This window comes from Oleiphilus sp. HI0117 (genome assembly GCF_001635235.1).
This window is the reverse complement of record NZ_LWGA01001219.1, coordinates 1-8,237: the sequence shown is the minus strand read 5'-3', so window position 1 is coordinate 8,237 and position 8,237 is coordinate 1. Positions and strand designations below refer to the sequence as shown.

11 protein-coding genes are annotated in these 8,237 nt (G+C 45.9%); 7 read left to right on the top strand and 4 right to left on the bottom strand.

The features are described 5' to 3' along the window. The coding region (locus A3757_RS27150) for a hypothetical protein (RefSeq protein ID WP_068506983.1) at positions 1-300 on the top strand (300 nt) is incomplete at its 5' end. Between the two features lie 164 nt (positions 301-464). Here A3757_RS27150 and A3757_RS21345 read toward each other — a convergent pair. The 3 genes from A3757_RS21345 to A3757_RS21340 form a co-directional block, all read right to left on the bottom strand. Then, entirely contained in the window at positions 465-899 is a 435-nt protein-coding gene (locus A3757_RS21345; protein WP_068506981.1) for a PilZ domain-containing protein, read from the bottom strand. 153 nt (positions 900-1,052) lie between these two features. Continuing rightward, positions 1,053-1,214: a DUF2986 domain-containing protein gene (locus A3757_RS25390; protein WP_082865452.1), complete on the bottom strand. Its 162-nt coding sequence runs from the start codon at positions 1,212-1,214 to the stop codon at positions 1,053-1,055. 133 nt (positions 1,215-1,347) lie between these two features. Then, positions 1,348-1,830 carry an SCP2 domain-containing protein gene (locus A3757_RS21340; protein ID WP_068506978.1) on the bottom strand — a complete coding sequence of 161 codons (483 nt, stop codon included), beginning with the start codon at positions 1,828-1,830 and terminating at the stop codon, positions 1,348-1,350. A gap of 152 nt (positions 1,831-1,982) precedes the next feature. Between A3757_RS21340 and A3757_RS21335 the strand changes: the two genes are divergently transcribed. Genes A3757_RS21335 through A3757_RS21325 form a run of 3 tightly spaced genes read left to right on the top strand, consistent with a single transcriptional unit; the run spans position 1,983 to position 4,792 of the window. Further along, complete coding sequence (locus tag A3757_RS21335; protein WP_068506974.1) at positions 1,983-2,978, top strand: peptidase U32 family protein; 996 nt, start codon at positions 1,983-1,985, stop codon at positions 2,976-2,978. A gap of 23 nt (positions 2,979-3,001) precedes the next feature. Then, positions 3,002-3,898, top strand: coding sequence for a U32 family peptidase (locus tag A3757_RS21330; RefSeq protein WP_231872238.1), 897 nt, complete (start codon positions 3,002-3,004; stop codon positions 3,896-3,898). A 3-nt stretch (positions 3,899-3,901) separates the two neighbouring features. Then, the gene (locus A3757_RS21325; RefSeq protein WP_082865453.1) at positions 3,902-4,792 is read left to right on the top strand and encodes a TIGR01212 family radical SAM protein; all 891 of its coding nucleotides are present in this window, start codon (positions 3,902-3,904) and stop codon (positions 4,790-4,792) included. Here the strand turns inward: A3757_RS21325 and A3757_RS21320 are convergent. Next, positions 4,789-6,246, bottom strand: a complete 1,458-nt coding sequence (locus tag A3757_RS21320; RefSeq protein ID WP_156490714.1) for a hypothetical protein — start codon at positions 6,244-6,246, stop codon at positions 4,789-4,791. The two genes, A3757_RS21325 and A3757_RS21320, sit on opposite strands and share 4 nt — an antisense overlap. Positions 6,247-6,434: 188 nt before the next feature. Between A3757_RS21320 and gmk the strand changes: the two genes are divergently transcribed. From gmk to A3757_RS21305, 3 genes are all read left to right on the top strand, one after another. Further along, complete coding sequence (gmk, locus tag A3757_RS21315; protein ID WP_068508644.1) at positions 6,435-7,085, top strand: guanylate kinase; 651 nt, start codon at positions 6,435-6,437, stop codon at positions 7,083-7,085. A 94-nt stretch (positions 7,086-7,179) separates the two neighbouring features. Then, on the top strand, positions 7,180-7,395 hold the full coding sequence (rpoZ, locus tag A3757_RS21310) for a DNA-directed RNA polymerase subunit omega (RefSeq protein ID WP_068508646.1): 216 nt from the start codon (positions 7,180-7,182) through the stop codon (positions 7,393-7,395). A gap of 235 nt (positions 7,396-7,630) precedes the next feature. Beyond that, on the top strand, positions 7,631-8,237 hold a 607-nt coding region (locus tag A3757_RS21305), incomplete at its 3' end, for an HD domain-containing protein (protein WP_369819588.1).

The following is an 8,237-nucleotide window of genomic DNA, read 5'->3' as shown; positions in this document are numbered from 1 at the left end:
ATGTCTTCACATCATGAGCAAATTGAGAAATTTGCAAAGAAATTAGAAGAATGGGATTACAAAATCGACCGCATGGAGCACAGGGTAAAGGACTTGCCTGACGAGCTACGATCAATCGCACAAAATAAATATCAAAAACTGCTAGATTATCGTTCAGGACTGAAAGAAAAAGAGGAACAGCTTGTCGCGTCCTCAGAGCATGCAGTGCATGAAATTGAGAAATCCGTCGAAGAGGTCTGGGATACATTCGGACTATTATTCAAAGACGTAGAGATGGAAGTCGAAGTCGAAGGCACCTGAGCTGGTCAGAAGGTTCCAAAAAGTACGCTAGTTAGTTGAGTAAGCCGTAATACATTGTTCATTGTGTATTGCGGCTTTTTGCTTTCTGTTATACGTTTTTGATCATATTCGATGACAGGTTTGCTTCACAATACTCGCCCTGCCTGAATGTGACTCACCGCGGACTAGCGCGGAAAGCTGCCCCCATTCTTGCTAATCCATTCCTGAGAGGCCTGATTCCAGGTCACTCGCTTACCCAACTGTTCCTGCAAGTCTTTTCGATACTCGGCAATATGACATACCTGTTCGATCATACGAACTTTAAAGGCGTCATCATTGTCGAGAAACTCTACGCCCAGCTCGTATGGGCTGCCTTGCTTGTCACTTTGCTCTCGGCACCAACGAATAATTGCATTGACCTTAAATACCGGCTTAACCGAAGGTATTTTCAGCTTCACCACAGTATCTTTGAAAAATGAAACATTGGAATCAAAAGACAGACCACCCTGGCTGATATTATTAATCTCCAGATTGAGCTGCTCGCGCGTACTCAAAGGCGTAACCTGTATACCAACCTTGGACGGGTGGCGAATATAAGCTCGTGGTGCGGGTGTATTCATCGCTGCGGTACATCTCTTAGGCTAAGTACAAAATGCTAGCTGCTAACAATATGGATCGAAGTGAGACTTTTGTCACTTTTTTATAAGATGAAAAAGATTAATTTTTTGGAAGGTACACGGCCACCCAAGAAAAGGCTATAAGCCGACAATCTATTAGTCGTTTTTGATCTCAGTTAAGGTGTTTTCTTCTTCCATTACAGCCCGTTCTGCTTTGGATATATAGCGAGGTTTATCATTCTTCTTAGGCGCCAGTTTGGCATTTGCCTTCTTAAGTTTTTTCTTGAGGATGGAGTTCAGCTTCTTTTTACGATTCATCAAATCTGGCCTTTAACGATAGATAGGGGGATTCTAGTCGTTAGGAAAGCTTGGTGGAAGCTTGGTGGAAGCTTATATACCCAAAACAATGGATTACCTCCTAAGCGGACGGGCGCTATTGGAGTAAGAGTATTTAGCTAAATACTGTCACATACTCTGCAGCACTTCTTACGGCAAATAGCAGCTCTGGTGGCAAGTCATCGAGATCCAGGCTATCCATCAGGTTTTTGATCTCAAGACCCAGATCAGTGTCACCCTCAATCACCAAGTCACGCTGGAAGAACAGCGTATCCGGGTCTTCTTTTTGGGCCGCGAGCAAAATAAAGCTACGCAAACTACCGCGAATACAAACGTCCGTCTGCGCATCCTTCTGCATTAATATCTCGTTTCGAGGACCACAACTAAAGAACCAATTGATATCCGCATCGCTAATCTCGATTTTTAGCCAACGCTGTTTAAGAAAATCCATGTCACCTTGATCCAAGGCTGACTTAAAGGCCGCTTTCAGCACTCTTTTTAGCACTAAACTTTGCAGGCCAAAAGGCATATGGCGAACAGGTTTGACCAAAGTCAAAGGTAATTTTGGAAGCAGAGTTCTCGGGCTCGACAATAGCATTGTAGCTTCGCTCCTTAAAACGAGATTAGCGAACAGATATTAAAGGAAACTATATCCCGGCAAGTTGGTACATAAAATACCCACCAATAGGGATAGTGACTAGCCGGGGGATTCTTCACAATGGTCAGACGTATTATTTCGAGTATTTCTTTATGGATTTGGTCTGTCCGGCTGGCAGTTTACCAGCCTTTAAAAAAGCGGTAGATAGTGGTGCCAGTGCCGTCTATGTAGGATTTAAAGACGAAACTAATGCACGTCACTTCTCAGGCTTAAACTTCAAAGAAGAAAAGGTCTCACAAGCCTTAGCTTATGCGCGATCCAAAGGCGTTAAGTTATATATCGCGGTGAATACCTATGCCCAGCCCGAAGGTTGGAGTAAATGGCAACGAGCCGTTGATGTAGCCGCCGATATTCAGGCCGATGCGCTAATTTGTGCTGATATGGGGGTGCTGGATTACGCCACCCAAAAGCACCCCAATCTAAACCTGCACTTGTCGGTTCAGGGCTCTGGCACAAATGCTGAGTCACTAAGTTTCTACAAGCGCAATTTCAATGTTCGCCGCGCTGTGCTGCCACGCGTCTTATCACTCAAGCAGGTGGCGCAAGTTGCTAAGAAGTCGCCTATCGAATTAGAAGTCTTTGCCTTTGGTTCCTTATGCATTATGGCTGAAGGGCGCTGCTATTTATCTTCATACCTAACCGACCAATCACCCAATACTTGCGGTGCCTGTTCGCCTGCAAGCTTTGTTCGCTGGGAAGAAACAGAAGACGGCCTGGAGTCACGTTTGAACAATGTGCTAATTGACCGTTATCAGGAAGATGAAAAAGCAGGTTACCCAACCTTGTGTAAAGGCCGATTTGAAGTGGAAGGCCGTCTCTACAATGCACTCGAAGAACCAACAAGCTTGAACACAATTGGCTTAATTCCTGACTTAACAGAGATCGGCATCAAGGCTGTAAAAATTGAGGGTCGACAACGCAGCCCGGCTTATGTTGAACAGGTTGTCTCGGTTTGGCGCAAAGCTTTAGACAGCTATCAGCGCGACCCGGATAACTTTAAAGTGAAACCCCAATGGAGCAAGCCACTCGATAAAGTCTCTGAAGGCTCGCAAACCACTTTGGGCGCTTATACGCGCGCCTGGCAATAAACCCCGCAGATTTAGGGAGTAATATGATGAAATTATCACTAGGCCCAAACCTGTTTTTTTGGCCAAAACAGCGCGTTTATGACTTCTACCAAGAGATGCTCGACAGCCCTGTCGATGTTATTTATTTAGGCGAGACGGTGTGTTCTAAGCGCCGAGAATTAAAAACTGCTGAATGGCTAGAGCTAGCCAAGGAACTATCGGAATCAGGTAAAGAAGTCGTAATTTCCAGTCTGGCGTTATTAATGGCAGATTCTGAATTAAGCACCTTAAAGAATATTTGTGAAAACGCCCCGGTTCAAGTTGAAGCGAACGATATCTCTGCAGTGCAATTACTATCGCGCAAAGGAGTACCCTTTGTCTGTGGTCCTAGCACCAATATCTACAATGCACGCACTTTATCGATTATGGTCAGAAACGGTGCTCGACGTTGGGTTATGCCGGTTGAGCTCTCGGGCCATTGCTTACAAACCATTCACGACGAGGCAAGTGATCTTGGTATCCGTGAGAAGATTGAAACCGAAGTCTTCAGCTATGGCCATCTTCCTCTCGCTTACTCCGCGCGGTGTTTTACCGCACGTTACCTGGACTTACCCAAGGATGATTGTCGCTTTAGCTGCATTCACTACCCGGAAGGGCTAGAAGTAAAGAGTCAGGAGCAACAGGCCCTATTTAATATTAACGGCATCCAAACGCAGTCTTCGTCGGTTTATAACCTGCTTGCACAGGTGCCTGAAATGAAAAAATTCGATGTTGATGTCTTGCGCTTAAGCCCTCGTGCTGAGGGTATGAGTGACATCATTCGTCGCTTCCGTGATGCGCTTGATGGCCAGTCGAGTGAAATTGCGCTGAGCGATCAGGATTGCAACGGTTATTGGTTTGGCAAGCCGGGTATGGATATGCAATCAAGTCAAATGGTTTAAGTTGTGAGTGTTGTGGCTGGAAGGCCTTATCTTTCATTTGGCCAGTATATGCAACAGCGCCATGGCGAGCATGTCCATAAGCTCTCTCTCAACGCTTCCTTTACTTGTCCTAATCGAGACGGTAGCAAAGGTATTGGTGGCTGCACCTTTTGTAATAACGCATCCTTCAGCCCCAACGCCAAAGCGCCAGACTCAATTGAGTCACAAATAGCACGCGGCAAAGCGGTGATCGCCAAGCGTACCGGAGCCAAGAAATTTCTTGGCTACTTTCAGGCCTATACCAACACCTATGATGAGGCCGAAAACCTAAAGCGCTTGTATGATCGTGCTTTAGCGGTCGACGACGTCATTGGCTTGTCGATAGGGACTCGCCCTGACTGTGTTCCCGATGAGGTGCTCGAACTGCTCTTGGCTTATCAGGAGCAAGGCTATGAAATATGGTTGGAATTAGGACTACAAAGCGCTAATGATGAGTCACTCCTGCGGGTCAACCGTGGTCATGGCTGGATGGAATATGAAGATACTTGTCGGCGTGCTCGCGATATGGGGATAAAAGTATGTACGCATTTAATAGTGGGGCTTCCTGGCGAAGCAGCCCTTGATAGCCTGAAGTCCTTAGATAAAGTCTTGGCACTGGGAACAGATGGAATCAAGTTCCATCCGCTTCATATTGTAAAAGGAACGCAGCTAGCACGAGAATGGAAGAAAGGTTTGTATGAACCTGTCGCTGAGCAAGCGTATATCGATACCGTGGTCAAAATGCTTGAGCGCCTTCCTAAAAACGTAATCGTTCACCGGCTAACCGGAACAGCCTCGCAAGACATTCTGCTTGCCCCACAGTGGTGTGGGAAGAAGTGGCAAATACTCAATGCCATCAATGATCGGCTCAGTTAATGTGAGTCAAGGTGTTCTAGCAAGCGCCTTGCGGCTTCCTTAAACTCGGTATCCGGAAAGTTCTCGTCAATATAGTGCAAGAATGCACGTGCTTTTTCCGGTGTCTTGGACTTCGAAAGAATAGTCTTAGCGGCTAGTAAATATAACTTCGCCAATTCCGGGCACGAGTCAAATCGTTGGTGCGCTTCACGTGCTAACCAAAGCACCAGTTTATACTCTTTCATCTGATAAAACGCTTCAGCCAGATCGAGGCTCAGTTGAATATCGTGCACCAGGAACTTCTCTTGCTCATTGCGCAGCATTTCAAACAACTCATAAGCTGCCAACTTCTGCCCCCGACCCAGTAAGAGTTCAAAAAACAAGTGACTATGCTGTTCCAGGCGAACCAGGTCTCGGCGCTCTAGCAATAGCGTATACAGCTGATGGACTCTCAAGTCAGACCGCTTTCCCTTGCCTTTCATACTGTTTTCCAAAAGAGACAAGGCTTTGGAAAAGTCACCATCTTTGATCGCGATATCTAAGTCAGCATTGATTCGTTGTGAGCTGTCAGTTGGCGTATTGTCTTGTTCGCTCTCAAGCGCTTTGACACTGCTCACCGATGAAAAGAATTCATAACGCTTTAAGACGTAACCCAAAACCGCAAACAGGGCTATAACAAAATATGCCGTCAGCAGCACACAAACCGGAGCAAAAGCAAAGGAGGGTAATACAGGGTGAAGCAAATCTGCGATCACCAATACGCTCAAATAGCTCATCGCAAAAAATGCAATCAAGCTGACATAAGATAAGTGCATCTTTTTAATAATGCTCATCCAACTAGGTGGAGCAGATCCATGGCCGCCTTGCCGTTTATCGCTATACAGCAGCATAAGCAATACACTGGGCAGAATCGATAAAACAAGTAACGCGTAGGTTAGGGCAAGCCAGCCACTAACATAATTCAGTAAAAGTATGGGGGGCGCAAAGCAAACGATTAATAGTCCGGTAATAATCAGGCTCGTCTTAGCCTGTTTAAAATCTAAAGCCGAGGCAATTCCTGGCACCCCCCCATTAAATGAGCTTGAACCTGTCGTCGATGATAAGCGAGTCGCCTTACTATAGCTCCGCGCTACCTGCACAGAGAAGTTCACAAGCACTAGAGACAAGATACTAGCAAGTAGCAGGGCGAATATCGCATTTAAGTGCATCGCTAGTGCACTAAGGCCTAACAACAAGGAAAGCAACAAAGCGTCTGTTTTAAATGGCAGACCGAAAAAACGCTGTTGCATTGACCAAAATGGAGGCATCTCGTGACGCTTCTCAAGAAAAGACATGGGCTTTTTACAATGTGGGCACTTAGCCTTCTGCTGCCTTTCGTCACCATCGGGCATGCAAAGCTTATCGTAATGACGCTCGCATGACAGGCAATGCCAGATTGCCGGAGAAATCGGGTGATAATGACAATATTGTTTCACAGGGTGTTTATACCAACAGTATTAGCCGTTCAATAAAATTCGTCTGTAGCGCTTTATCAAGATCTACTGAGACTAAGAGATACTCTTTTTAGCTGAAATTTAGCATAATGCTCCACATCGCATTAAATATAGTTGTTTTAGCTGATGAATAACAGCCTAGACATTGCTTAGAATCTGGAGGAGAAAGAGTGGGTAGCACAGGTGAAAAGTCTAAAGAAGTTGCAAGGCAAGGGCGTTTATATGTCGTTTCAGCCCCTTCCGGAGCAGGGAAAACAAGCCTGGTAGCAGCCTTACTCGAAGCCGACTCAGGTATCGAAGTTTCAGTTTCTCATACCACTCGCCAGGCTCGTCCCGGGGAAGTCGATGGCGTTAATTATCACTTTGTCAGCATCCCCGAGTTTGAGCAGCTCATATCTGAATCTGGCTTTCTAGAGCATGCAAAAGTTTTCGATAACTACTACGGTACCTCCAAGACCTGGCTTGAGCAGCGTATGGCGCTTGGGCAAGACGTTATTCTTGAAATCGATTGGCAGGGTGCGCAGCAAGTAAGAGAACTGATGCCAGATACCGTGAGCATCTTTATCCTACCTCCATCTAAAGCCGCCTTGCGCGAACGCTTACAAGGGCGCGGCCAAGATAGTGAAGAAGTCATTGAGCGCCGCATGGCCGATGCAACCAGTGAAAGTAGCCATTATCATGAGTACGACTATCTGGTTATTAACGATCAATTTGGCGATGCATTAAGCGATCTATTGTCGATTTTTAAATCAAATCGGCTAGACACCGCCAGTCAAAGCGCGCAGCATGAAGAAATATTGACCGAGCTATTGTCTTCTTAGAGCGTTTTTCGTAGTATGTTCGGTCGTTTTTGGGTGGGACTGTAGTTCTGCCTTATTTATTGAGTAGTGCGTCTTTTCCAGAGGTGAAAATTTAATGGCTAGAGTGACCGTTGAAGATTGTTTAGATCACGTTGATAACCGTTTTGAATTGGTAATGGTTTCAACCAAGAGAGCCAGACAACTAGCAAATGGCGGCAAAGAGCCTTTCGTAGAGTGGGAAAATGACAAACCTACTGTTGTTGCCTTGCGTGAAATTGCAGAAGGTTTGATCAATGATGATGTGATCAAGCGCGAAGAGATTTCTTCTTAATCTGCTGAAAAATGAATAAATTATGTGGTTTTCTTGAGAATTACTCTTGAAAATCATCTGTTCTCACTTAAGATAGGTGAGAGCGCATAAAGCTGAATGGAAACGTTCGGCTTTTTTTTGCTTTAGAGCTTATCCCCCTCGTATTTTAAGGCACTCGTGTTTCTAGAAACATATTATTAAAGAACAGGCAGAACAGGCATTGATAGAATCACTCGAAGCGGCAGTCAGAACTTATCTGGATGACAACAAGGTCTCTATGATCTTGCAGGCTTTCGAGTGTGCTAAAGATGCACACGAAGGTCAGTACCGTCGAAGTGGCGACCCATACATCATCCATCCGGTAGCCGTTGCCAAGATCCTTGCTGGTTTGCACATGGATCACGAAACACTAATGGCCGCACTGCTTCACGATGTCATTGAAGACACCGAGGTTACCAAAGAAGAGTTAGCCGAGCAGTTTAATGATACTGTCGCTGACCTGGTCGATGGCGTAAGTAAACTGACGCAGATAGAGTTTAAGTCCAAAGCCGAAGCGCAGGCCCACAACTTCCAGAAAATGACCTTGGCGATGGCCAAAGATATTCGTGTCATTTTAGTCAAACTGGCAGACCGCCTGCACAATATGCGTACGCTGGGGCCTTTGCATGCCGAAAAGCGTCGACGCATTGCCACCGAGACCCTGGATATCTACGCGCCAATTGCCAACCGACTGGGCATCAACAGCATTCGGGTAGAGCTAGAAGACTTAGGCTTTGCCGCCATGTACCCGATGCGAGCCAAATATATTGGCCAGGCAGTGCAGAAGTTACGTGGCAATCACAATGAAATTCTTGCCGATATTC